The sequence below is a fragment of the Ruegeria sp. BG10 genome (assembly GCF_056538575.1).
Window position 1 is genome coordinate 1,159,902 of the sequence record NZ_JBQFTI010000001.1, and the last position, 23,718, is coordinate 1,183,619.

Annotated in this window: 24 protein-coding genes; 22 read left to right on the forward strand and 2 right to left on the reverse strand. The window is 59.7% G+C overall.

Annotation, left to right across the window (positions count from 1 at the left end):
- Nucleotides 1-4: 4 nt before the first annotated feature.
- The gene (locus tag ACR0D8_RS05685) at nt 5-736 is read right to left on the reverse strand and encodes a FadR/GntR family transcriptional regulator (protein WP_480645155.1); all 732 of its coding nucleotides are present in this window, start codon (nt 734-736) and stop codon (nt 5-7) included.
- Between the two features lie 86 nt (nt 737-822).
- Here ACR0D8_RS05685 and ACR0D8_RS05690 point away from each other — a divergent pair, with 86 nt between their 5' ends.
- The 18 genes from ACR0D8_RS05690 (at nt 823) to ACR0D8_RS05775 (ending at nt 16,986) form a co-directional block, all read left to right on the forward strand.
- The gene (locus ACR0D8_RS05690; RefSeq protein ID WP_480645157.1) at nt 823-1,614 is read left to right on the forward strand and encodes a DUF2182 domain-containing protein; all 792 of its coding nucleotides are present in this window, start codon (nt 823-825) and stop codon (nt 1,612-1,614) included.
- A 4-nt stretch (nt 1,615-1,618) separates the two neighbouring features.
- Nucleotides 1,619-2,323, forward strand: coding sequence for a DUF1326 domain-containing protein (locus tag ACR0D8_RS05695; protein WP_480645159.1), 705 nt, complete (start codon nt 1,619-1,621; stop codon nt 2,321-2,323).
- A complete protein-coding gene (locus ACR0D8_RS05700; protein WP_480645160.1) occupies nt 2,323-2,829 on the forward strand; it encodes a DinB family protein in 507 nt (168 codons plus the stop codon). The genes ACR0D8_RS05695 and ACR0D8_RS05700 overlap by 1 nt, the downstream gene beginning before the upstream one ends.
- Nucleotides 2,830-3,933, forward strand: coding sequence for a dimethylsulfoniopropionate demethylase (locus tag ACR0D8_RS05705; RefSeq protein ID WP_480645161.1), 1,104 nt, complete (start codon nt 2,830-2,832; stop codon nt 3,931-3,933).
- Between the two features lie 101 nt (nt 3,934-4,034).
- On the forward strand, nt 4,035-5,030 hold the full coding sequence (acuI, locus tag ACR0D8_RS05710) for an acryloyl-CoA reductase (protein ID WP_480645162.1): 996 nt from the start codon (nt 4,035-4,037) through the stop codon (nt 5,028-5,030).
- A gap of 185 nt (nt 5,031-5,215) precedes the next feature.
- Nucleotides 5,216-5,779, forward strand: coding sequence for a ribosome recycling factor (gene frr / locus ACR0D8_RS05715; RefSeq protein WP_475160547.1), 564 nt, complete (start codon nt 5,216-5,218; stop codon nt 5,777-5,779).
- A 9-nt stretch (nt 5,780-5,788) separates the two neighbouring features.
- Nucleotides 5,789-6,517: an isoprenyl transferase gene (locus ACR0D8_RS05720; protein ID WP_475160548.1), complete on the forward strand. Its 729-nt coding sequence runs from the start codon at nt 5,789-5,791 to the stop codon at nt 6,515-6,517.
- Nucleotides 6,514-7,296 (forward strand): phosphatidate cytidylyltransferase, encoded by a 783-nt coding sequence (locus ACR0D8_RS05725; protein WP_480645165.1) that lies wholly within the window; start codon nt 6,514-6,516, stop codon nt 7,294-7,296. The genes ACR0D8_RS05720 and ACR0D8_RS05725 overlap by 4 nt, the downstream gene beginning before the upstream one ends.
- Complete coding sequence (gene dxr / locus ACR0D8_RS05730) at nt 7,296-8,468, forward strand: 1-deoxy-D-xylulose-5-phosphate reductoisomerase (protein ID WP_480645167.1); 1,173 nt, start codon at nt 7,296-7,298, stop codon at nt 8,466-8,468. Before ACR0D8_RS05725 ends, dxr begins: the two co-directional genes overlap by 1 nt.
- 4 nt (nt 8,469-8,472) lie before the next feature.
- Nucleotides 8,473-9,825 carry an RIP metalloprotease RseP gene (gene rseP / locus ACR0D8_RS05735; protein ID WP_480645168.1) on the forward strand — a complete coding sequence of 451 codons (1,353 nt, stop codon included), beginning with the start codon at nt 8,473-8,475 and terminating at the stop codon, nt 9,823-9,825.
- Between the two features lie 90 nt (nt 9,826-9,915).
- On the forward strand, nt 9,916-10,044 hold the full coding sequence (locus ACR0D8_RS05740; RefSeq protein WP_475160558.1) for a hypothetical protein: 129 nt from the start codon (nt 9,916-9,918) through the stop codon (nt 10,042-10,044).
- A 125-nt stretch (nt 10,045-10,169) separates the two neighbouring features.
- Nucleotides 10,170-12,530 (forward strand): outer membrane protein assembly factor BamA, encoded by a 2,361-nt coding sequence (gene bamA / locus ACR0D8_RS05745; protein WP_480645170.1) that lies wholly within the window; start codon nt 10,170-10,172, stop codon nt 12,528-12,530.
- Nucleotides 12,531-12,560: 30 nt separating this feature from the next.
- The gene (locus tag ACR0D8_RS05750) at nt 12,561-13,121 is read left to right on the forward strand and encodes an OmpH family outer membrane protein (RefSeq protein ID WP_480645172.1); all 561 of its coding nucleotides are present in this window, start codon (nt 12,561-12,563) and stop codon (nt 13,119-13,121) included.
- Nucleotides 13,122-13,193: 72 nt separating this feature from the next.
- The gene (gene fabZ / locus ACR0D8_RS05755; protein ID WP_475160565.1) at nt 13,194-13,667 is read left to right on the forward strand and encodes a 3-hydroxyacyl-ACP dehydratase FabZ; all 474 of its coding nucleotides are present in this window, start codon (nt 13,194-13,196) and stop codon (nt 13,665-13,667) included.
- Complete coding sequence (lpxA, locus tag ACR0D8_RS05760) at nt 13,664-14,449, forward strand: acyl-ACP--UDP-N-acetylglucosamine O-acyltransferase (RefSeq protein WP_475160567.1); 786 nt, start codon at nt 13,664-13,666, stop codon at nt 14,447-14,449. The genes fabZ and lpxA overlap by 4 nt, the downstream gene beginning before the upstream one ends.
- 4 nt (nt 14,450-14,453) lie before the next feature.
- Entirely contained in the window at nt 14,454-15,248 is a 795-nt protein-coding gene (locus ACR0D8_RS05765) for an LpxI family protein (protein ID WP_480645174.1), read from the forward strand.
- Nucleotides 15,248-16,405 carry a lipid-A-disaccharide synthase gene (gene lpxB, locus ACR0D8_RS05770; protein WP_480645175.1) on the forward strand — a complete coding sequence of 386 codons (1,158 nt, stop codon included), beginning with the start codon at nt 15,248-15,250 and terminating at the stop codon, nt 16,403-16,405. The genes ACR0D8_RS05765 and lpxB overlap by 1 nt, the downstream gene beginning before the upstream one ends.
- Nucleotides 16,405-16,986, forward strand: coding sequence for a cadmium resistance transporter (locus ACR0D8_RS05775; RefSeq protein WP_480645176.1), 582 nt, complete (start codon nt 16,405-16,407; stop codon nt 16,984-16,986). Before lpxB ends, ACR0D8_RS05775 begins: the two co-directional genes overlap by 1 nt.
- On the opposite strand, the gene mnmA is transcribed toward ACR0D8_RS05775, so the two are convergent.
- On the reverse strand, nt 16,983-18,128 hold the full coding sequence (gene mnmA, locus ACR0D8_RS05780) for a tRNA 2-thiouridine(34) synthase MnmA (protein ID WP_480645177.1): 1,146 nt from the start codon (nt 18,126-18,128) through the stop codon (nt 16,983-16,985). The genes ACR0D8_RS05775 and mnmA overlap by 4 nt on opposite strands.
- A gap of 129 nt (nt 18,129-18,257) precedes the next feature.
- Between mnmA and sciP the strand changes: the two genes are divergently transcribed.
- The 4 genes from sciP (at nt 18,258) to recG (ending at nt 23,687) form a co-directional block, all read left to right on the forward strand.
- Nucleotides 18,258-18,551, forward strand: a complete 294-nt coding sequence (gene sciP / locus ACR0D8_RS05785; RefSeq protein ID WP_475160578.1) for a CtrA inhibitor SciP — start codon at nt 18,258-18,260, stop codon at nt 18,549-18,551.
- A gap of 82 nt (nt 18,552-18,633) precedes the next feature.
- Entirely contained in the window at nt 18,634-19,350 is a 717-nt protein-coding gene (gene ctrA / locus ACR0D8_RS05790; RefSeq protein WP_480645179.1) for a response regulator transcription factor CtrA, read from the forward strand.
- A 123-nt stretch (nt 19,351-19,473) separates the two neighbouring features.
- Nucleotides 19,474-21,600: an NAD-dependent DNA ligase LigA gene (gene ligA / locus ACR0D8_RS05795; protein ID WP_480645181.1), complete on the forward strand. Its 2,127-nt coding sequence runs from the start codon at nt 19,474-19,476 to the stop codon at nt 21,598-21,600.
- A complete protein-coding gene (gene recG / locus ACR0D8_RS05800) occupies nt 21,597-23,687 on the forward strand; it encodes an ATP-dependent DNA helicase RecG (RefSeq protein ID WP_480645183.1) in 2,091 nt (696 codons plus the stop codon). Before ligA ends, recG begins: the two co-directional genes overlap by 4 nt.
- Nucleotides 23,688-23,718 lie beyond the last annotated feature (31 nt).

The following is a 23,718-nucleotide window of genomic DNA, read 5'->3' on the forward strand; positions in this document are numbered from 1 at the left end:
CTCATTATGCCGGTTTGCGCCGCTGCTGGGCCACATCCCGTGCCAGTTTGCGCGTGTAGCTTTCCAACTCAGCCAGCGTCGCGTCTACGCGGTCCGCGTCCCGGTCCTCAAGCGCGTCGGCGATCTGGTTGTGCAACAGGATGATCTCTTCGCGGGACCGGGCCGTAAAGGTGATCATGTTCATCAGCGGTTGCATCGCCTCAACTGCACCGGCCAGCTGGTACGACAGGACGGGGTTGCCGGCGCCGTCGACCAGTGCGCGATGAAAGGCAACGTCCGAGGCGCAGAACGCTTCGTCCGTCAGGCCCGGCTGGGCCTGCTTGAATATCTCCGCCCGCATTGTCGCCAGCTGATCTGCGGTTCTTCGTAGCGCCGAAAGCGGTGCACAGGCCCGTTCCAGTGCATATCGCGCCTCGCAGGCGGTATCGAAGCTGACCGCGTTCATCGATAACAGCAAAGTCGAGGTCGTGATCTGCTGACTATAGGCGTCCTCAAATCCCAGCCGGTTGACAAAGGCACCGCCGCTGGCTCCGCGCTGCGTGCGGATCAGCGACTGGGCCGCAAGGCGTTTGAGGGCTTCGCGCACCGTCGGGCGCGAGACTTTGAACTGTTCGGACAATTCCGCCTCGGACGGCAATCGTTCGTCCACGATCAGCTCGCCCGAGACAATCGCGTCGCGTATGGCCTGCGCTATCTGCGCGGACAGATCCGCTGGTTTCTGAGGGTCGATTTTCATTTTCCGAGCGTCACCGGATAATTTTTATTTGTCTGACATTTAAAAGTCTGACATTTGAAAAGCAAGAACTGAGTCGGGAGGAACAAGTGAGTCGCGCAGTTCTCCGCAATGGGTTGTGGCTGGGGTTCTATTTTCTGATCCTCTGGTCCTGGTGGATGATGTTCTCGATGAGCCGGGACATGGATCTGGACTGGATCGGCCGTCCCGGCCCGATGGGCGAAGCCATGCGCGCGATGGACCCCCGCATGGATATGTATATGCCAATGGCCGAATTCGGGCCGCTGTTCTGGATGTGGGCGATCATGATGGCGGCAATGATGCTGCCGACCCTCGTACCGACTCTGCGCAGCTATGACGACCTGATCCACAGCGCCAACGGCACCCGCGGCGGCTGGCTGGGCGTGCTGGCCGGGTATTTCATCGTCTGGGTCGGCTATGCCGCCCTGATCACCTGCGTTCAGCTTGTTTTGTTGTTCGGCGGGGTCATCGACATGCTGGGCATCGCAAAATCAGGCGCGCTGGCCGGTGGGCTGATGATCGCAGTGGGCGCATTTCAGTTCACCCGCGCGAAGGAGGTGTGCCATGGCGTCTGTCACGCGCCGATGACCTATTTTCTGGGGCATTGGAAGACCGGATTCACCGGCGGGCTGCGCATGGGTCTTGGCCTTGGCGCGTTCTGCGTCGGGTGCTGCTGGGGGTTCATGGCACTGGGCTTTGTCGGCGGCGTCATGAGCCTTTTGTGGATGGGTCTTGCGACCTTCTTCATGGTTCTGGAAAAACTTCCCCAGATCGGCCACGCGGTGACGCGGCCGCTGGGGTTCGCGCTTATGGCAGGAGGGCTCCTCCTGCTCATCTATCCCTTTGCTTACGGAGGATAAGCCTATGGCTAAGAACAGAAAACCCGAAGCTGACAGGCTGCCCATCAGTCAGCGTATCGACAGCCGTATGCCCAATCCCAAGCGGCGCGAGATGAGCCCTACGGACTGGGCTATCAAGGGGGAACTGATCCTCAACTGCTCATGCGACGTGTTCTGCCCCTGCGTTGTTTCGCTGGGGGCGCATCCGCCGACCGAGGGGCATTGCCACGCGTGGATGGGCGTCATCATCGATGAAGGCAATTACGAGGGCGAGGATTTGTCAGGTCTCAATGTCGGCTTGCTGGTCGATATTCCGGGGCGCATGGGCGAAGGGCAGTGGAAGGTTGCCGCCTATGTCGACGAGCGCGCCAGTGGCAAGGCTTATAACGGCCTGTTGCAGATTTTCAGCGGTCAGGCCGGCGGCACGACGGGGCTGTTTACCATGCTGGTCAGTGAGATCATCGGCGCCGAGCGGGCCCCGGTCGAGATTGAGCGCGACGGCAACAAGCGCCGCATCATGATCGGCCGCAAGATTCAAGGTGAGATCGAAATGCTGGCAGGAAAGGACCCCGAGCATCCGGTCATGGTGTCCAACTCGAAATACTGGATGGGGCCCGACATCATCGTTGCGCGCGGCACCAAATCCAGGGTACGCGACTATGGGCGGGTTTGGGACTTCGGTGGCAAGTCCGCCGAAATCTGCCCCATCGACTGGCACGGGCCAAAGTGATGATCACCGGCGCCTACGCGCGGGAAATGGCGCGATACAACCGGTGGCAAAACAGCCAGTTGACCGAATTTCTTCAGGACCTGTCGCCCGAGGAACTGGCGCGAGAGCGTGGCGCGTTTTTTGGCTCGATCATGGGCACTGCAAATCACTTGCTGTGGGGCAACTGGATCTGGATTTCTCGGTTCGACAAGGGTGAAGGCCCCGGTGGCGGCATTCCCGAAAGTGTTTCGCTCTGCGATACTCTGGCCGCCTGGGTGCCGCTTTGCGAATCCGTGGACGCGCGAATTCAGACCTGGGCCGGGACTTTGGGTGAGGAACCGCTGACCGGGTCGTTCACGTGGTTTTCGGCGGCAAAAGAGGCTGGTGTGACGCTGCCATATGCGCGCTGCGTGATTCACATGTTCAATCATCAGACCCATCATCGGGGGCAGCTGCACCAGATGCTGACCGAAACCGGGTCGGCGGCACCTGTCAGTGACCTGGTGTTTATGCCGCAGGAGGTTTGAATGCCCCAGATATCACTGTCTCGCCGCCTGCGCAGAACACCCTTTTCCGATGGTGTCGAAGCGGCGGGTGTCAAGGCTTATACGGTGTACAACCGGATGCTGCTGCCGACGGTCTTTGAAAGCGTCGAGGCCGATTACCGGCATCTCAAGACCCATGTTCAGGTCTGGGACGTATCCTGCGAACGTCAGGTCGAACTGCGCGGGCCCGACGCGACCCGCCTGATGCAGATGCTGACCCCTCGGGACCTGCGGGGCATGTTGCCGGGGCAATGCTATTACGTTCCCATCGTCGATGAGACCGGCGGCATGCTGAACGATCCGGTCGCGGTCAAGCTGGCGGAAGACCGATGGTGGATTTCCATCGCAGACAGCGATCTGCTGCTGTGGGTCAAGGGGATAGCGAACGGCTATCGGCTGGATGTCGTGGTTTACGAACCAGATGTGTCGCCGCTGGCCGTTCAGGGGCCGAAAGCGGATGACCTGATGGCGCGCGTTTTCGGGGACCGAGTGCGCGATATCCGGTTCTTCAAATTCGACATGTTCCAGTTCGAGGGTCGCGATCTGGCGGTGGCCCGCTCGGGCTATTCCAAACAGGGCGGGTTCGAGATCTATGTCGATGGATCGGATGTCGGCATGCCGCTGTGGAACGCGTTGTTTGCGGCGGGGCGTGATCTTTCGGTGCGCGCCGGCTGCCCCAATCTGATTGAACGGATCGAGGGCGGGCTGTTGTCCTACGGCAATGACATGACCGAAGACAACACGCCGCATGAATGTGGTCTGGGCAAGTTCTGCAATACCCACACCGCGATTGGTTGCATAGGCAGGGATGCCCTGTTGCGCGTGGCCAAGGAAGGTCCGGTGCAGCAGATTCGCCCGATGGAAATAGGAGGAGACGCCGTACCCGCCTGTGACCGGCCGTGGCCGATCTTTGCCGGGGGCAAGCGCGTGGGGCAGGTGACCTCGGCCGCGTGGTCTCCGGATTTTTCGACCAACGTGTCGATCGGGATGCTGCGGCTAAGCCATTGGGACGCCGGAACGGAAGTCGAGGTTGAAACCCCCGACGGCATGCGGCGCGCAAAAATACGTCCGCAGTTCTGGACTTGAACGGGGAAGGGCACGCGGCCGCCGTCGCAGCGCGACTTCCCCGGAATATTTTGAGCCAGGTGAAGAGCGGGCCTGGCATTTTGGAAACGAAAGGAAATCGGATGTTCAACGCATTGGTGATGGAAAAGAACGAGGAAACCGGTTTGGCCAGCGGCGCGGTTAAGGGACTGTCGCTTGAGGATTTGCCACAGGGCGACGTCACCGTGGCGGTTGAGTATTCCACGGTGAACTACAAGGACGGTTTGTGCATGTCCGCCAAGGGCGGCGGGCTGGTGCGCAGTTACCCCCATGTCCCCGGCATCGACTACGCCGGAACGGTCGAGGCTTCGAACGATGACCGTTACAAGCCGGGCGACAAGGTGGTCCTGACGGGTTGGCGCGTGGGCGAGGCGCATTGGGGCGGCTATTCCCAGAAAGCCAACGCGCTGGCCGATTGGCTGGTGCCCTTGCCCGACGGGCTGGATACACGTCAGGCCATGGCCGTGGGCACCGCCGGGTTCACCGCCATGCTGGCCGTCATGGCGCTGGAGGATCACGGGCTGAAGCCCGGTCATGGGCCGGTGCTGGTGACCGGGGCCGCCGGTGGCGTAGGTTCGGTCGCAACCGCGATCCTGGCCAATCTGGGATATGAGGTTGCCGCGGTGACAGGGCGACCGGAAACCGCCGACTACCTGACCTCATTGGGTGCGACGACCATCGTGCCACGAGAGGAACTGAACGAAACCACGAAACGCCCGCTGGAAAGCGAAACCTGGTCCGGCTGCGTGGATGCCGTGGGCGGCGAGATGCTGGCCCGGGTACTTGGCCAGATGAAATACGGCGCGTCGGTCGCAGCTTTGGGTCTGGCAGGTGGCGCGGCGCTGCCTGCGACGGTCATTCCGTTCCTGCTGCGCGGCGTCAACCTTCTGGGGATCGACAGCGTGATGCAGCCCTATGACAACCGCGTACGGGCGTGGCAGCGCATTGCCACGGACCTGCCGATGGAAAAGCTGGAAGCGATGGTTCATCCGGCCAGCCTGGCGGATCTGCCACAATTGGGCGCGGATATTCTGAACGGCCAGGTCAAGGGACGCGTGGTTGTCGACGTAAACGCTTGATCTGCGAAAATTTCCGGGGACCGGCCGGCTTGCAGGTCGGCCGGTTCACCTGTCTTGGAAAGTTCCAGAAAATGCCGGAAACTCCTCTGGTCAATGGCGCAATTCCGCATCATCATTGCTATACATCCCAAATGGGATGGCGTAAGAGCCATCCGAATAGCACCTGACGACGGGGAGTGAGCAGTATGTCTGACGATTTTGAACTGGATACCGATGATCTGAAACGCCGCATGGACGGCGCCATGTCCAACCTCAGAACCGAATTTGCCTCGCTTCGGACCGGGCGTGCCTCGGCCTCGATGCTTGAGCCTGTCATGGTGGACGCCTACGGTTCGATGACCCCGATCAACCAGGTGGGAACGGTCAACGTGCCCGAACCGCGTATGGTTACGGTCAATGTCTGGGACAAGGGTCTGGTCGGCAAGGTCGAAAAGGCGATCCGGGAAAGCGGGCTGGGGATCAACCCGCAACTGAACGGCACGATTATCATGCTGCCGATCCCTGAACTGAACGAAGAACGCCGCCGCGAGCTGGGTAAGGTTGCCGGTCAGTATGCCGAACACGCCCGCGTCTCGATCCGCAACGTGCGCCGGGACGGGATGGACCAGATCAAAAAAGCCAAGGCAGACGGGATGTCCGAGGATGATCAGAAGTTCTGGGAAAACGAAGTTCAGGACTTGACGGACGAGATGATCAAATCCGTGGACGCCGCGCTTGAGACCAAGCAAGCCGAGATTATGCAGGTCTGAGATCAGCACATGCTCAACGCCCCACATACCGTGCCCGCAGGGCCGCGCCATGTCGCAATCATTATGGACGGAAACGGACGTTGGGCGCAGGCGCGCGGCAGGCCGCGGCTGTTCGGACATCAGGCCGGCGCCCGCCGCGTGCGCGAGGTGGTCGAAGCCTGCCCGGGGCTGGGCGTCAAATACCTGACGGTTTTTGCGTTTTCGACCGAGAACTGGAAGCGGACCCAGGCCGAAGTCGCAGGCCTCATGAGCCTGTTCAGGCGATATATCATCAAGGAAACCCGGACGCTGAAGGAAAACGGCATTCGGGTCCGGTTCATCGGCGACCGGGTGCGGCTGGACGCCAAACTGACCGGCTTGATGGATGCGCTGGAAGAGGAAACCAAGGACAACGATCTTGTTCACCTGACGATCGCGCTGAACTATGGCGGTCGGGATGAGGTTGCGCGGGCGACCAAGCGGCTGGCGCGGGACGTGGCCGACGGGCGTTTGCACCCGGAAGACGTGGATGAAGAAACCCTGCCCAAGTATCTGGACACGCGTGTTCTTCCGGATCCAGACCTTGTGATACGAACCAGTGGCGAGGCCAGGATTTCCAACTTTCTTCTGTGGCAGTCGGCTTATTCGGAATATGAGTTCATCGATACCCTCTGGCCCGATTTCACGGCGGCCGAGTTTGAACGGCTGTGCCGAAATTTCGGAACCCGCGAGCGACGCTACGGAGCGGTTCCGGCATGAGCGACGGCCGATGGTCTGACCTGACGGCCCGCGTCCTGTCAGCAGCCGTTCTGATCGCCATCGGCTCGGTCGAGGTCTGGTTGGGCGGGCTGTGGTTCGAAACCTTTATCGGAATTGCCTGCGGATTGATGACCTGGGAACTGGTGCGCATGGTCGACCCGGACCGGAGCGGCGTGGCGATACAACTGGGCATACTGACCGGCGTGGCCGTTATCCTCAGCTATCACGTGCCGCCGCTGTACAAACTACCATTGTTGTTGGCACCCGCACTGGTCGGGGCAGGGCAGGTCAAACGGTCCCGCGGCACCTATGCGCTGTTTGCCATCTGGATTGCCGCCGCGGGGCTGGGCTTTATCTCGATCCGTGAGAATATGGGTTTTGGCTGGATGGTCTGGCTGATCATGGTGGTCGTCGCCACCGATGTCGCCGGGTATTTTGTGGGCAAAACCGTTGGCGGCCCTAAGTTCTGGCCAAAGGTCAGCCCAAAGAAAACGTGGTCGGGAACCGCTGGCGGCTGGGCTGCCGCAGCGGTTGTGGGTGTCATTTTTGCCGTTCACGCAGGGTTCGGGATCATGTTTGTCGTGGTATCGGTGCTGGCGTCGATGGCCAGTCAGGCCGGCGACATCATAGAAAGCGCGACCAAGCGGAAATTTGGCGTCAAAGACAGCTCGAACCTGATACCCGGGCACGGCGGCTTTCTGGATCGCTTCGACGGCATGATGGGGGCGGCGCTATTTGTTCTGATCGCAGGTCTGATTTACTCCCCCGGGGCCATGTAATGCGCAAAGTTTCGATTTTTGGTGCAACCGGCTCGATCGGACAGAACACTATTGATCTGATCGACCGCAACCCGTCTGCCTATGAAGTGGTGGCGCTGACCGGTGGGTCAAACATCGAAAAGCTGGCCGAGGATGCCCGCAGGCTCGGCGCGGAGCTGGCCGTAACGGCGCATGAAGACCGGCTGCAAGACCTTCGCGACGCGCTGGCGGGCAGTGGTGTTGAGGTCGCCGCAGGGCAGGCCGCGTTGGCCGAGGCCGCGGCACGGCCGGCGGATTGGGTCATGTCGGCCATTGTCGGCGCGGCGGGGCTTCCGCCCGGGATTGAGGCCTTGAAACAGGGCGCGACACTGGCGCTGGCGAATAAAGAGACGCTGGTTTGCGCCGGTGCGCTGGTTCTTGAAACGGCTCGTGCGCATGATGCCCGGTTGCTGCCGGTGGACAGCGAACACTCGGCCGTGTTTCAGGCGCTGATCGGCGAAGAAATGAACACGGTCGAACGCATCATCATTACCGCCAGCGGAGGCGCTTTCCGGGACTGGCCGCTGAACGACCTGGCCTGCGCAACAGTAGAGCAGGCGTCCAGTCATCCAAACTGGAATATGGGGCAGCGGATCACGATAGACAGCGCGTCCATGTTCAACAAGGCCCTTGAGCTGATTGAGACCAAAGAGTTTTTTGGCGTTCACCCGGGGCAGATCGAAGTGCTGGTGCACCCTGAATCCATCATCCATTCCATGGTTGGCTTCAATGATGGCGCCGTGATGGCCCATATGGGGGCACCGGACATGCGCCACGCCATCGGTTACGCGCTGCATTGGCCGCAGCGCCAAAAGCTGCCAGTCGAACGGCTGGACCTTGCGAAGCTGGGTCAGCTACGCTTTCACGCGCCCGACGAAGCCCGCTATCCGGCGCTACGGCTGGCCCGCAATGTGATGGAGCGTGGAGGTCAGGCAGGTGCGGTGTTCAACGCGGCCAAGGAACGGGCGCTGGATCACTTTATCGCGCGTCGGATCGGCTTTCTTCAGATGGCCGATATTGTCGAGGCTGTTTTGGACCGGTTCGAAGCCTCCGACAGCCTTATTGATGCCCCTTTGACTCTTGATAACGTGCTGCAAACGGACCATCTGGCACGTAAGTGGGCGGATGACGCTGTAATCCAAAAAGCAGGATAGAAACTTGGACGTACTCTCTCTGATCCCCCAATTCGGCAACCTGCTTTATACGATTGTGGCCTTTGTGATTGCACTTTCGGTAATTGTGGCGGTGCATGAATACGGCCATTACATCGTCGGGCGCTGGTCCGGCATCCATGCCGAGGTGTTTTCCATCGGGTTTGGGCCGGTTCTGTGGAGCCGTGTCGACAAGCGTGGCACCAGATGGCAGGTCGCCGCGTTGCCCTTTGGCGGTTACGTCAAATTCATGGGGGACGCGAATGCGGCCTCGGGCAAAGACGAAGAGGCCATGGAAGAAATCGCCGAGCTCAGCCCGGCGGAATTGCGAAAAACCATGCACGGCGCGCCGCTATGGGCGCGGACGGCAACGGTGGCGGCTGGCCCGGCCTTCAACTTCGTCATGTCCATTCTGGTCTTTGGGCTGATCTTCTTTTCTCAGGGCGTGACGCGCGAGCCATTGACGGTCGGAAAGCTCTATCCGCTGCCTGGCACCGTGCAAGAACTTAAGGATGGGGACGAGATTGTTGCCATTGCTGGAATACCGTTACCGGATTTCGATCAGGACGGGGCGTTCAGCGATTTCACCGACTCACTGCCGCGGCAACCGGAACTTAGTTACACGGTGGTGCGCGATGAGCAGACGTTGGATGTTACCGGTCCCTGGTTGTACCCACCTCTGATCCAGCAAGTCGCACCACGCAGCGCGGCCATGGACATTGATCTGCAGCAGGGCGACGTCATTACTGCGATCAACGGCGACCCGATTTTTGCTTTTGACCAGCTCAAGGAATATGTCGAAGGGTCCGACGGCCGGGTTCTGTTGCTGAACGTCTGGCGCGACGGGGCAGATCTGGAGTTTGCGCTGGCACCGCGTCGAACGGACGAGCCGCAACCGGATGGCGGTTTCGTGACCCATTGGCGCATCGGGATTGTCGGGGGCATGTTGCTGGAACCGGCAACCGAACCCGCCGGTATTCTGGACTCGCTTTCCGGCGGTGTCCGGCAGACCATGCGCATCATAGATGGGTCGCTTTCGGGCATCTGGCATATGGTGACTGGCGCGATCAGTACCTGCAATATGTCGGGACCAATCGGCATTGCCGAGACGTCCGGTGCCATGGCCAGCCAGGGGGCGCAGAGCTTTATCTTCTTCATTGCGGTTCTGTCCACCGCGGTTGGATTGCTGAACCTCTTTCCGATCCCGGCACTGGATGGCGGACATCTGGTTTTCTACGCGTATGAAGCCATCGCGGGCAAACCGCCCAGTGATGGCGCGCTCCGAATTTTGATGGGGGTCGGGGTGTCGTTGATTCTGGGGCTGATGATCTTCTCGGTCTCCAACGATCTGTTCTGCTGATTGTGGCAGACTCTGCACGAGGATGCCGCAATTATGCCTCAATTCACGCGTAGTTTTGCTCGCGAAAATTGAACCCCGTCAGAGGCTGCGATGACCAAGACACTGCGAAAATCATACCAAAGCTTCAGCTTTCTGTTTGCGCTGAACTGGGATTGGTTGCTGTTTTTCGGCGCGACCGCACTGGCAATGGGCGGCTGGACCTACCTTATCAATATGTGATTCTCTGCCTGTTGGGAAAACCACAGCTGGCGGCCCTCTGGGCCGCTTTGTGTTTTGGTCTTTTGACAAGGTTAAGTATTCTCGCTACTCAGCAATAAAGTCCAAAAATATTGGGTAGTGAAAAAATGACTGACAGGCGGAACGCGGGCACATCCTGCGGGGGGCAAAAGCCGAAAAACAAGATTTTGTGGCAAACACTAGCGTTATTTTTCCTTATTGCAGTCGTGAGTTTAGTGCCCGCGCCCAAGGCGGCATGGGCCCAGCCATTCACGATCAATTCCTTCGAGGTCGAAGGCAACCGGCGCATCGAAAGCTCGACAATTATTGCGCGAACCGGGATCGAACCGGGCCAGACAGTTACCGCCGGCCAGTTGAACGATGCCTTTCAGCGTTTGCTTGACAGTGGTGTTTTTGAGACAGTTGAACTGACGCCGCGCGGCAGCACTTTGCTGATCGAAGTTCAGGAATACCCCACGATCAACCAGATCAGCGTCGAGGGAAACCGCCGGGTCAAGGACGATGTTCTGCTTGAGGCGATCACGTCTCAGCCGCGGCGGGTCTTTACGCCTCAGGTTGCGGAAACCGACGCCGACCTGATTGCCCAGATCTACTCGTCACAGGGGCGCGTTTCGGCCACCGTTATCCCGCGCATCATCCGCCGCAGCGACAACCGTGTGGATCTGGTATTCGAGATTGCCGAAGGGACGACGATCGAAGTTGAACGCGTCAGCTTTGTTGGCAACCGGGCTTATTCCGACCGCCGTTTGCGTCGCGTCCTGGAAACCAAACAGGCAAATATCCTGCGTACTTTCCTGCGCGGCGATACCTTTATTGCTGACCGCATCGAATTCGACAAACAGGTGATCCGCGACTTCTACCTGTCCCGTGGCTACGTGGATTTCCGCGTCAACAGCGCCAATGTCGAATTCACCCGTGAGCGGGACGCCTTTTTCCTGGTGATGAACATCACCGAGGGACAGAAATTCTCATTTGGCCAAATCTCGACGGTCAGTGAAATCCCCGGAGTGGACCCGGCTGAATATCAGGCCGCGCTGAAGGTCAGGCCCGGTGTTACCTATTCTCCGTCAGTGATCGAAAACTCGATTGCGCGACTGGAGCGTCTGGGTATCAAGCAGGGCGTCGATTTCTTGCGGGTTGAACCACGTGTCACCCGCAACCCGCGTGAATTGACGCTGGATGTCCAGTTTGTTCTGACCAGAGGTCCGCGGATCTTTGTGGAACGGATCGACATCGAAGGAAACACCACAACGCTGGATCGCGTGATCCGCCGCCAGTTCGACACCGTCGAAGGTGACCCGTTCAACCCGCGTGAGATCCGGCAGGCCGCTGAACGCATCCGCGCGCTTGGGTTCTTCTCGATGGCGGATGTCGAGCCGCGTGAAGGGTCTTCGCCAAGCCAGGTGATTGTTGACGTTGACGTGGAAGAACAGCCGACCGGCTCGCTGAGCCTTGGCGGCAGTTACTCGGTCTCGGATGGTTTCGGTATTGCGATTGGCCTCAGTGAATCGAACTTCCTGGGCCGCGGGCAAACGGTTGGGCTCAACCTGTCTACCGCGCAGGATTCCGAGCAATATACCCTGAACTTTACCGAACCATACCTGCTGGGCCGCAGATTGCGCTTTGACGTAGGTCTGGGTCTGGCTTCGACCAACTCCAGCTTTGCCAGCTATGACACCGAAACTCTGTTTTTCCGGCCACAGCTGAGCTACGCAATCGGCGAATTGTCCTCGCTGCGTCTGCGTTATGGCTGGGACCGCAGTGAAATGACTCAGCAGGATGACGAAGTCAACGGCGCAGTCATTTCTTCGGAAATTGCGCAGGGCAAGCGGACAACCAGCTCGTTGGGCGTGTCTTACGTATATGACAGCCGTCTGGGCGGGCTGAACCCCAACGCTGGTGTTCTGTTTGAGATCGGAGTCGATGCAGCCGGTCTCGGCGGCGACAACGAATTCTACAAAACCACGGCACGCGGCATCGCACAAACCAGAGTGCTGAGCGAAGAAGTTGTTCTGCGCGCCACACTGGAAATGGGTGCATTGCATTGGAGGGGCAACGATTTCAGTCGCACCCTCGACCGCTTTGTCCTTGGCCCGAACGTGTTCCGTGGTTTCGAACCCGCAGGTCTGGGTCCGCGCGATCTGTCCAACGGGCAGGACGATGCGATCGGCGGCAACTACTACTGGGTCGCCCGCTTCGAATCCGATTTCCCGCTGGGTTTGCCCGAGGAACTGGGCCTGCGGGGCGGCGTGTTCTATGATGTCGGCAACCTTTACAATATCGACGACGTGAACACGACCGGTGCAAATATCGTAGGCGCTGACGGTTCGATCCGCCACGTCATCGGTGTATCGGTTCTGTGGGAAACACCTTTTGGCCCGCTGCGCTTCAACTTCTCGCAAGCGTTGAAGAAAGAGGATTTCGACAAGGAACAGAATTTCGACCTGACCGTTCAGGCGCGGTTCTGAGTCTGAATGTTGTCGCAATCGATAATGAAAATGCAGGGCCCGTTACGGGCCCTGTGCGTTTTGGCCCTTCTGGTTGTTTCCGGTACAGCGGTGGCGCAGCAGTTGGGCGTGCCTCAGGCCGATGTGCTGACGGTTTCCAGCGATCGCCTGTTTGCCGAATCCAAATTCGGTCAACGCGTCCTGCGCGAGATTGAGGCCGAGGGAACCCTGCTGGCCGAGGAAAACGAGCGGATCGTGGCCGAGTTGAGCCGGGAAGAAAAAGACCTGACGGAAAAACGAGCGGGCATGCAGGCCGAGGCGTTTCGCCCCCTGGCTGAAGCCTTTGACCGGAAAGTTCAGTCACATCGGGAAGGGCAGCGCGCGAAGCTGGATGCCCTCGCGCGCCGCAGCGAAGAGGCGCAACAGACGTTTGTTGAGCTGGTTCAGCCGATACTGATCGACCTGCTGCGCGAATCCGGAGCATCCGTCATCATTGAACGATCCAGCGTTTTTCTGAGCTCGGACCGTACCGATATTACCGAAGCTGCAATCAACCGGATCGACGCTGTGATCGGTGATGGCAGTTCGCTTGAGAACGGTTCCCGCGAATAGGTTTGCTTGCCCTTGGGGCGCTGTATTGCTAACCACGCGGCAAGTGGAAATCCAGAACGGGACAACAACATCATGAGCACGGAAACCAAGAGCGCCGACATTCAGCTGATCCAGCGGATATTGCCTCATCGCTATCCGTTTCTGCTGGTCGACAAAGTGGTGGAAATCTCGGGTTATCAATCTGCGGTCGGTATCAAGAACGTCACGATGAACGAACCGCATTTTCAGGGCCATTTCCCGGGCACTCCGATCATGCCGGGCGTGACAATCGTCGAGGCGATGGCGCAGACGGCCGGTGTCATGCTGGGCGTCGGTATGGACGTGATCGACAGCGAGTTGCTGATCTATTTCATGAATATCGACAAGTGCAAATTCCGCCGCAAGGTGGTTCCGGGCGACGTTCTGGAAATGCATGTTGAAACCGTGCGTGGCAAGAAGGGCGGCAAGATCTTCAAGTTCAGCGGTCGCGCGACCGTTGAGGGCGAAGTTGCAGCCGAGGCCGAATTCTCGGCCTATGTCGACTGGGACATGGAAAAAACGACATGAGCGGCATCCACCCAAGCGCAATCATAGAAGACGGTGCGCAAATCGGTGACGGCTGCGTGATCGGGCCGTTTTGCTATGTCGGTGCAAAGGTAAAGCTCGGCGCGCGGGTTGAGCTGAAGTCTCATGTGGTGGTGACCGGTGATACATCGATCGGCGATGAGACCGTTGTTTTCAATTTTTCCGTGATCGGTGAGATCCCGCAGGACCTGAAGTTCGGTGGCGAGGATACCCGGCTGGAGATCGGCAAACGCAACCGCATTCGCGAGCATGTCACCGTGAATACGGGCACCGAAGGCGGCGGCGGGGTTACGCGCATTGGCGATGATTGCCTGTTGATGGCCGGGGTGCATGTGGCCCATGACGTTCAGATCGGCGACCGGGTGATCATGGTGAACCATGCCGGTGCCGCAGGGCATTGCATTATCGAGGACGACGTTATCGTCGGTGGCATTTCCGGCTTGCACCAATGGGTGCGCGTCGGTCGCGGCGCGATTATTGGCGCTCTGACAATGGTTGCCAATGATGTGATCCCCTATGGTCTGGTTCAGGCGCCGCGTGGCGAGTTGGACGGTCTCAATCTGGTTGGGCTAAAGCGCAAGGGTGTGTCCCGCGAAGATATCTCGGCCCTGCGGGCCGCGTTCCGCGAACTCTCGACCGGCGACGGCACGTTTATGGAGCGGGCGCATCGTGTGGGCGAGGAGAACGAAAGCGAATATGTCCAGCGGATTGTCGATTTCGTGACCGGGCACTCGGACCGTTCTTTCCTGACACCGGGGAAGTGATCCGATGCTGGCCCTGATTGCTGGAACGGGCGCGTTGCCGAATGAGGTGGTGAAAAGCCTGGCGGAACGCCCGGTTGTCTGCGCCATGGAAGGGTTTGTGCCCGACGATCTGACGGCGGATATCGTGTTTCCGCTGGAACAGCTTGGCAGTTTCATTGCTGACATTCAGGGCCGCGGCGTTACCGAGATTTGTCTAGCGGGTGCGGTCCGGCGCCCGAACATTGATCCGTCGCGGATCGACGCGGAGACGATGCCTCTGGTCCCGGTTTTGCAGCAGGCCATTCTGTCCGGGGATGACGGAGCCCTGCGGGCGGTGATCGGCATTTTTGAAACGGCCGGGCTGTCCGTTCGCGCGGCACATGAGATTGCGCCGGGTCTGCTGCCGCGACTGGGTTGCCTGACAGAGGCGCAGCCCTCCGAGGTGGATCTGGCCGACGCGGACAGGGCGGCCGGAATTCTGCGCGCCATGGGCGCTGCCGATATCGGGCAGGCCTGCGCCGTATCCAAAAAGCAGGCGCTGGCGGTTGAGGGGATATTCGGCACCGACTGGATGCTGCAATCATTGACCCAGCGACCGGATGCGGGCGGTGGTGTTTTGTTCAAAGCCCCCAAGCCGGATCAGGATCGGCGCGTGGATTTGCCGACCATTGGCCCCGGCACCGTGTCCGGTGCAGTTGCCGCCGGACTATCCGGCATCGTGATTGAAAAAGGCGGGGTGATCGTGCTGGAACAACACCGCGTCATCAAAGAGTGCAACCGTCTGGGCCTGTTCTTCTACGTGCGTGAGCGGGCTGTCTGATGCGCGTCTTTCTGGTCGCCGGTGAACCTTCGGGCGACCGTCTGGGCGGCGCGTTGATGGAAGGGCTGCGCAGCCTCGTGCCAGAGATCGAATTCGACGGGGTCGGCGGACCGCTGATGCAGGCGCAGGGTCTGGACAGCCGCTTTCCGATGGCCGAGCTGTCGGTGATGGGTCTGGTTGAGGTCCTGCCGAAATTCTTTCACCTGAAACGCCGGATCGCCGAAACGGCGCAGGCGGTTCTGGACACGAAGCCCGACGTTCTGATCACCATCGACAGCCCTGATTTCTCGCTGCGTGTTGCCCGGCTGGTGAAGGCGAAAAGCGCGATCAGAACCGTGCATTATGTCGCCCCCAGCGTGTGGGCCTGGCGCCCGGGTCGTGCCGACAAGATGGCCAAGGTCATTGACCACGTGCTGGCGCTGCTGCCGTTTGAGCCGCCCTATATGGAACGCGCCGGGATGGAGTGCGATTTTGTCGGCCATCCCGTGGCAAGCGAACCAGTGGCGACGGAACAGGATATCGCGGAATTCCGGGCCGCATACGATCTTGGCGATTGTCCGGTCGTGCTGGCGCTGCCGGGCTCGCGCGGTGGCGAGATTGAACGGCTTGCGCCTGTGTTCGGTGAAGCGCTGAGCCTTTACCTTAAAGATCGGCCGGACGCGCGCGTGGTTGTGCCGACGGTCGCGCATATGGTGGATGCCGTGGCAGAGCATGTTCGCGGATGGCCGGGGGACGCCGTGGTGGTGGACCCGCGCGACATGCCTTCCGATCAGGCAGTCCGGCAAAAACGCGCGGCCTTTGCAACAGCTGATCTGGCGTTGGCAGCATCGGGTACGGTGTCACTGGAACTGGCCGCGCAAGCCACACCGATGGTTATCGCCTACAAGCTCAGCTGGTTGACCCAGAAAATGGCCGAGCGGATGGTCAAGCTGGATACGGTCACTCTGGTCAATCTGGTGTCCGAAACCCGTACCGTGCCTGAATGCCTGCTGAACGAGTGCCGGCCCGAAGTCATCGCAGCAGCACTGAGTCAGGTGTCAGACGCGCCCACCGCGCAGCAGGACGCCATGACGGTGACAATGGAACGGTTGGGACGCGGCGGCGAAGCGCCCGGCCTGCGGGCGGCCCGCGCAGTGCTGGCCCGGATGGGTACCTGATGCTGGATCAGGTCGTCTTTGGTCTGTCGGCCTTTATGGCTCAGGTCATGACCAACCTGGACAACCTGGCTGCCTTGCTGGCTTTGATGATGGTTTCGGGGGCGAAACGGTCGGTACTTGGGTTCCTGCTGGCGCAGTTCCTGATAATCGCGGCTTCGCTTCTTCTGGCACTGGGCGTGGACGATGTCGTGCCGCAATGGGCTGGATATCTGGGACTTATCCCTCTGGCGCTTGGCGTCCTTTCGCTGGTCAGGCGTCATCGTGGCAACGATACTGAAACGGACCCAAACCTTGAAGCCGGCGCTTCGGTGTTTGTGCTGACGCTGCTGTTCGTCAGCTTGTCGATGGATACATTCGCGGTGCTTGCGCCGCTGCTGGCGGATTCGGCTCCCGAATATCGAACCGCAGGCGTTGCCGGGGCGGTGCTGGCCGCGATCAGCCTCGCCGCGGTTGCCATGTTCGGGTCCAGAGCACCGTTCATGAGTGGCGCTCTGGCTCGTCGGCTTGAACGGCTTGTACCTTACGTGATGATCTGCGCCGGGCTCTATATCCTCAGCAATTCCTGGACCGACGCGATTTAATAGCCGCGCCAGATCCAGCCGCCGCCGAAGATGCGGCTGCCTTCGGACGCATAGAACACGCAGGCCTGACCGGGTGAGACGCCTTCTTCCGGCGTCAGCAATTCGACCTCGGCGGTGGTGCCAGACAGCGGTCGTATGATCGCCTCGCGCGGGGGGCGGGTCGAGCGCACCTTGACCGAGACATGCCATTCCTTCTGTGAGGTGAAGGGCGCATCGCCCAGCCAGTTGATTTCCCGCACCGGGATCGTGCGGGTGGCCAGCAACTCTTTGGGGCCCACTACGACCTGCTTCTTGTCGACGTCCAGCTTTACCACGTAAAGTGGCTCGCTCAGGCCGCCGATGCCCAGCCCCCGGCGTTGCCCGATGGTGAAGTGGATGACGCCGTCATGCTGCGCCAGAACGCGGCCGTCGGCGTGCACGATCTCACCTGGCTCTGCCGCGCCGGGGCGCAGCTTTTCAATGACGCTGGCATAGTTGCCGTTTGGAACGAAGCAGATGTCCTGACTGTCCGGCTTATCAGCCACGGACAGCCCGTATTGCGCCGCCATTTCGCGGGTCGCGTCCTTGGACGGCAAATGACCCAGTGGGAAGCGCAGGAAGTCAAGCTGCTCGGGTGTGGTCGAGAACAGGAAATAGGACTGATCGCGGTTCGCATCTTCGGCGCTGTGCAGTTCGGGTCCGTTCGGACCCATCTTTCGCTGGATATAGTGACCGGTGGCCATGCAGTCGGCCTCTAGATCCTTGGCGGTTTCCAGCAGATCCTTGAATTTAACCCGCTCATTGCAGCGGATGCAGGGAACCGGTGTCGCACCGGCCAGATAGCTGTCGGCAAACTCATCGATTACCGCGTCTTTGAAGATATTCTCATAATCCAGAACGTAATGCGGGAATCCGCGTTCCTCGGCCACGCGCCGCGCATCGTGGATGTCGATCCCGGCGCAGCAGGCACCCTTTTTGGCCAGCGCCGCCCCATGGTCATAAAGCTGCAGCGTAACACCAACCACATCATATCCCTGATCGGCCAGATAGGCGGCAACGACGGAACTGTCGACGCCTCCGGACATGGCGACAACCACCCGCGTTTCGGACGGGGGTTTGGCAAAGCCAAGGGAGTTCAGCGGTGTCTCGGTATCGAGGGCCATGACGGTTCCAGTGAGTGTTAAGAAAGACCGGCAGAATATAGGAAAATTCTACACACTCTCAAGGGGCAGTTTCATGACGCATTAAGTAGGCTGGTGTCAGCTTTGTCGCAGCAGGAAGAGGGTCGAAAGATGTATTTGCACAAAGTTGAAGGACCAAGGTCCGTAACCCTGCCGGATGGAACGGTTTTATCACGCGCCGACCTTCCGCCGGAAGACACGACCAGATGGGTCGCATCGCGCAAGGCCATCGTGGTGCGCGGCGTTATGTACGGGCTGATTTCCCTGTCGGACGCCAAGAAACGCTATGGGCTGAGCGATGAGGAATTCAATGCGTGGGTTTCGGCCGTCGCGGAACACGGAATGGATGCCCTGAAAGTGACCGCGATAAAAAAATATCGACAACCTAAGGGTGAGAGTAAATAAATGATTCAACGGTAACGTCAGATTAACCATTTTTGAGCAGGTTCAATTTGAATTGGTAAATTGACCCGAATTGGAGCAGTAAATGCGTATACTTCTTGTCGAGGATGATCCGACCACGTCCAAAAGCATCGAACTGATGCTGACGCACGCCAACCTCAATGTCTATGCAACCGATCTTGGGGAAGAAGGCATCGACCTGGCCAAGCTGTATGATTACGATCTGATCCTGCTCGACCTGAACCTGCCGGATATGAACGGGCATGAAGTTCTGCGGCAATTGCGCATCGCGCGGGTGGAAACACCGATTCTGATCCTGTCCGGCGCAGATGACACCGAGAGCAAGATCAAGGGGTTTGGCTTTGGTGCCGATGACTATATGACCAAACCGTTCCACCGCGAGGAACTCGTCGCACGCATCCACGCCATCATCCGCCGCTCTAAAGGGCATTCGCAATCGGTGATCCACACGGGACGCGTGGCTGTGAATCTTGATGCCAAAACGGTAGAAGTTGAGGGCAAGGCGGTTCATCTGACCGGCAAAGAGTATCAGATGCTGGAGCTTCTGAGCCTGCGCAAGGGCACGACCCTGACCAAAGAGATGTTCCTGAACCATCTTTACGGTGGAATGGACGAGCCCGAATTGAAAATCATCGACGTCTTTATTTGCAAGCTGCGTAAAAAACTCAGCAACGCCACAGGCGGCGAGAATTACATCGAAACCGTTTGGGGCAGGGGATATGTGCTGCGTGATCCCCAAAGCAACAGCGTGGATGAAACGCGTATGGCAGTCGGCGCCTGACCTGATCTGAAAATGGTCGCCGCAGGTCCGGGGCGGCCCCCTCGCTCACTGAACAGCACATCTGGACCTGGCCATGACCTCGCCCTATCACTGAGGTCCAAGAACACGTGACAGGGCGAGGCCATGAGCAAACCGATTCCGGTATCAGACCTGACAGAAGACGACGCGCGGACAGAACTGGCGCAGCTTGCGGAGCAGATCACCCGGGCAAACACGCTGTACCATGCCGAGGACGCGCCGAAAATTTCCGATGCGGACTATGATGCGCTCAAGCGCAGAAATGCCGAAATCGAAGCGCGGTTTCCGCATCTGAAACGACCCGACAGCCCCACTGACAAGGTTGGCGCGCGCGCCGCGGAAGGGTTTTCCAAAGTCACGCATGCTGTTCGCATGATGTCTCTTGGCAATGCGTTTGACGATGACGACGTGCGGGACTTTGACCGATCGGTGCGCAAATACCTTGGTATGTCTGACGCAGCGCCATTGTCTTATACGGCTGAACCCAAGATCGACGGGTTGTCGCTGTCATTGCGCTATGAACGGGGCCGGCTGCTTCAGGCGGCAACTCGCGGTGACGGTGAAGTCGGTGAGAACGTGACCGCAAACGCGCTGACAATTTCGGACATTCCGCATTACGTCGAAACCGCGCTGGACGTTCTGGAAATACGCGGCGAAGTTTACATGTCACATGACGATTTCGACGCCCTGAACCAGCGTCAACTTGAGGCTGGTGACAAACCTTTTGCCAACCCCAGAAACGCCGCCGCCGGGTCGCTGAGGCAGTTGGATTCGGACATCACGCGCGCGCGCCCGCTCAGGTTTTTTGCCTATGCCTGGGGCGAGGTGTCGGATGCACTGGCCGATACCCAGATCGAAGCAATTGAACGGCTTGCGGCTATGGGATTCGCTACCAACCCGCTGACCCGGCTTTGCGAAACTACGGAACAGATGCTGGAGCATTACCGGAGTATCGAGGCCCAGAGATCGACACTGGGTTATGACATCGACGGGGTGGTCTACAAAGTGAACGAACTCGCGCTTCAGGCACGCCTTGGGTTTCGGTCCACAACACCCCGCTGGGCCATCGCCCATAAATTCCCGGCCGAACTGGCCTGGACGCGGCTTGAGGGGATCGACATTCAGGTCGGCCGTACAGGCGCGCTCAGCCCGGTGGCCCGGTTGCATCCCGTTACAGTTGGCGGCGTCGTGGTCTCGAACGCGACGCTGCATAATGAAGATTACATCGCTGGCCGGGACGCCAAGGGCGGCACGATCCGCGATGGAAAGGACATTCGCGTCGGGGACTGGGTACAGGTTTACCGCGCGGGCGACGTGATCCCCAAACTGGCCGATGTCGATATCTCGAAGCGTCCCGAAGATGCTGAGCCCTTCCATTTTCCCAAAACCTGCCCCGAATGCCACAGCGACGCGGTGCGCGAAGAAGGCGACGCCGTCCGCCGCTGCACCGGTGGCCTGATTTGCCCTGCGCAGGCGGTTGAGAAACTGAAGCACTTCGTATCCCGCAAGGCCTTCGACATTGAAGGTCTGGGCGCCAAGCAGATCGAGATGTTCTATGACGACCCCGACCTGCCGATCAGGGAACCAGTCGACATATTCACGTTGCAGGACCGCGACACCGCCAATCTGAGCAAACTGGCGAACCGAAAGGGATGGGGCGCACAGAGCGCCGGAAACCTGTGGGCCGCAATCGAAGAAAAGCGCCGCATTCCGTTCGGACGGCTGCTGTTTGCGCTGGGGATCCGGCATACGGGCGAGGCTGCAGCCAACCTGATCGCCAACCATTATGGAACCTGGTCCGAATTCGAGCGCGCCGTGACAGCCGCACGGGGCTTTGAAGGCCCCGAGTGGGACGATTTGCTGGGTATCGACGGGGTGGGCGAGGTCATGGCCCGCGCGCTTGTATCTGCCTTTGCCCAGAGCGCGGAGCGCGCCAGCATTGATGCGCTGGTGGCCCAGTTGGACGTACAGGAGGCCAAGCGCCCGGACACATCAGGCAGCCCTGTGGCGGGCAAAACCGTGGTATTCACCGGCACGCTGGAAAAGATGACCCGCGCCGAGGCCAAGGCCAGGGCGGAGGCATTGGGCGCAAAGGTCTCTGGTTCGGTCAGCAAGAAAACAGACCTACTGGTCGCAGGTCCGGGTGCGGGTTCAAAAGCCAGGAAAGCGGCCGAACTGGGCATCGAAACGCTTGATGAAGACGGCTGGCTTCAGCTGATCGGAAGCGCATGAGCGGCCGTCCGGAACTTCTGTTTCCGCTGTTTGCCGGTCTGGAAACGCTTGGGGGCGTCGGCCCCAAAACGGCGCAGCTTTTGGTGCAGGCCGGAACGGAATCACCGCGCGATGTGCTGTTCAGCCTGCCCTATGCGGTGATTGACCGCCGCCGTCGCGACACGATCAAGGGCGTGGACCTGCCCGCGACGCTGACGGTTGAAGTGACGATCGGAACTCATAGGCCACCCCGCAACAAGGGCGGCGCCTATCGCGTTCACGTCGAGGATAACCAGGCCGACTTCCAGCTGGTGTTCTTTCACGCTCGCGGCGACTATCTGAAACGGGTGTTGCCGCAGGGATCGCGGCGGGTGATTTCAGGCAAGCTTGAACTGTTCGATGGCATGGCTCAGATGGTTCATCCCGATCACATGCTGCCGCCGGATCAGGCCCGGGACATCCCGGATTTCGAACCGGTCTATCATCTGACACAGGGGGTAACGCAAAAAACCGCATTCAAAGCCGCACGCAGCGCCCTGGAGCGCGCGCCGACTCTGGCTGAATGGATCGATCCCGCGCTGCTTTCGAAACAAGGCTGGCCGGGCTGGATCGCCGCAATATCGGCGGCGCACAACCCGCAGGGCGCGGATGACGTTGCCGCACATGCGCCCGCGCGCGAACGTCTGGCCTATGACGAACTGTTTGCACACCAGTTGACCCTTGCGCTCGCACGGCAACGCGAACGCAAGGCCCGAGGCGTTGTGAGCATCGGAACCGGTGCGCTGCAGTCCCGGGTTCTGGCAAGCTTGCCGTACCAGCCGACCAGCGCACAGAGGCGCGCCATCGACGAAATAGCTGCCGACATGGCATCGGAATCGCGGATGAACCGATTGCTTCAGGGCGATGTGGGCGCGGGAAAGACACTGGTCGCCTTTATGGCCTTGCTGATCGCGGTTGAGGCGGGCGGGCAGGGCGTCATGATGGCACCGACCGAGATTCTTGCCCGGCAACATCTGGAAGGGCTGCGCCCGCTGGCCGAAGAAGCCGGGGTAGTTCTTGAGATCCTGACCGGCCGCGACAAGGGGACGGAGCGGCGTGCAAAGCTTGCGGCGCTGAAGAACGGGGACATTCAGATCCTGGTCGGCACCCATGCTGTGTTCCAAAGCGACGTGGAATTCAACGCGCTTCGTCTGGCGATTGTTGACGAACAGCACCGGTTCGGCGTTCGGCAACGTATGGAACTGTCGGAAAAAGGGCAGGGTGCGGACGTGTTGGTTATGACCGCCACGCCGATTCCGCGCAGCCTTGCGCTGGCGCAATATGGCGACATGGACGTCTCTGTGCTGGACGAAAAACCGCCGGGTCGAAAACCCGTCAAAACAGCCATCGTCAGCACTGAGCGGATGGATGAGGTCGTTGCCCATCTGCGCCGCGCGATTGATGAAGGCAGGCAGTGTTACTGGGTATGTCCGCTGGTTGACGAGTCCGAGGTATCAGATCTGACCGCCGCAGAAGAACGGTTCAAACGCCTGCGCGCGGAATTGGGTGACGGGTCAGTCGGGCTGGTCCACGGTCAGATGCCCGCATCCGACAAAGACGCTGCGATGAAGGCGTTTCAGGACGGACAAACAAAAGTTCTGGTCGCAACGACCGTCATCGAGGTCGGCGTCAACGTCCCCAACGCGTCCATCATGGTCATCGAACGGGCCGAGATTTTCGGACTGGCACAATTGCACCAGCTCAGGGGTCGCGTTGGCCGGGGCGAGGCAGAGTCGACCTGCCTGCTGATGTATCAACCCCCGCTCAGCGAAGGCGGGCGCAAACGTCTGGAAGTTCTGCGCGAAACTGAGGACGGCTTTCGTATCTCGGAAACCGATCTGCAGATGCGCGGCGCGGGGGATCTGATCGGTACGGCGCAATCGGGATTGCCGAAATTCCGAATTGCGGACCTTGAAAGGCAAGCCGGTTTGATGGCCGTCGCCCAATCCGACGCACGCGCCCTGCTGGGTGCGGACCCAAAACTGAGTTCTGAGCGGGGGCAGGCAGCACGTGTTCTGTTGTGGTTGATGAAACAGGATCGGGCAATTCGTTTGATTTCAGTAGGTTAGGGAACTCGTTCCGATAAGTTCACAAATGTTC